This is a genomic window from Mesorhizobium sp. M7D.F.Ca.US.004.01.2.1 (assembly GCF_003997785.1).
GTDB classification, from domain to species: Bacteria; Pseudomonadota; Alphaproteobacteria; order Rhizobiales; family Rhizobiaceae; genus Mesorhizobium; species Mesorhizobium loti.
Genome location: NZ_RZRQ01000703.1, coordinates 1 through 881 on the forward strand (window position 1 = coordinate 1; position 881 = coordinate 881).

1 protein-coding gene is annotated in these 881 nt (G+C 66.4%); it reads left to right on the forward strand.

The annotated features are described in order from the left end of the window. Positions 1–101: 101 nt before the first annotated feature. A partial coding sequence (locus tag EN993_RS36300) for a hypothetical protein (protein ID WP_127266280.1) occupies positions 102–881 on the forward strand: 780 nt, incomplete at its 3' end.

Sequence of the window (881 nt, forward strand, 5' to 3'; positions counted from 1 at the left end):
GTGCTGCAATGGGCCGCGATCGCCTATCTCGTCGCCATCCCAGCCTTCTTTGCGGTGCTGTTGCCGGCGAAGGCGCCTTCTGTCCGGCTGGTGACGGCCTGATGCCCGACCGGCGCGCCATCGTCGCTGGTTTGCTGGCCACGGCGGCATTTCCGGCGGCGAGCCAGGGCGCGCGTTTGCGCAAGGCGATATCGACGATCGTGCCGTTCAAGACATCGCCCTTTCCCTACCGGGGCAAACTGCCAGACGGTTCCGGGCCGTTTCTCGACGTGACCGCCAATGGCCGGCATGGCCACACCTCGCCGCGCGGTGGCATCTATTGGGAAGACGAGACCTATTCCGACCGTAGCACGCTGCTGGCGGTGCCTCGGGGTTTCGACCCCGCCAGGCCGGCGGTCATCGTGGTGTTCTTCCACGGCAATGGCGCGACCTTGCAGCGCGATGTGGTCGGGCGCCAGCGGGTCGTCGCCCAGGTCGAGGCGTCCGGCCTCAACGCCGTCCTGGTGGCGCCGCAATTCGCCAGCAATGCGCAGGATTCCAGCGCCGGCAATTTCTGGACGCCGGGCTATTTTGCCGGGTTCATGACGGAGGCGGCCCATGGCCTAGCCAAGCTGACCGACGCCAAGGCGGCGAAATTCGACGCCATGCCGGTGGTGCTGGTCGCCTATAGCGGCGGCTACAACCCGGCCGCCTCCGTGCTCAGGAATGGCGACGTCAGCGGCCGGCTGCTCGGCGTCATCCTGCTCGACGCCGTGTTCGACGAAGCCGATATTTTCGCGGATTGGATCGCGCGCCACAGGAAGAGTTTTTTCGTCAGCGCCTATGGCCAGTCATCGGCCTCCGGCAATGCGGAGATCCGGCAATTGCTGGCGAGCCAGGGC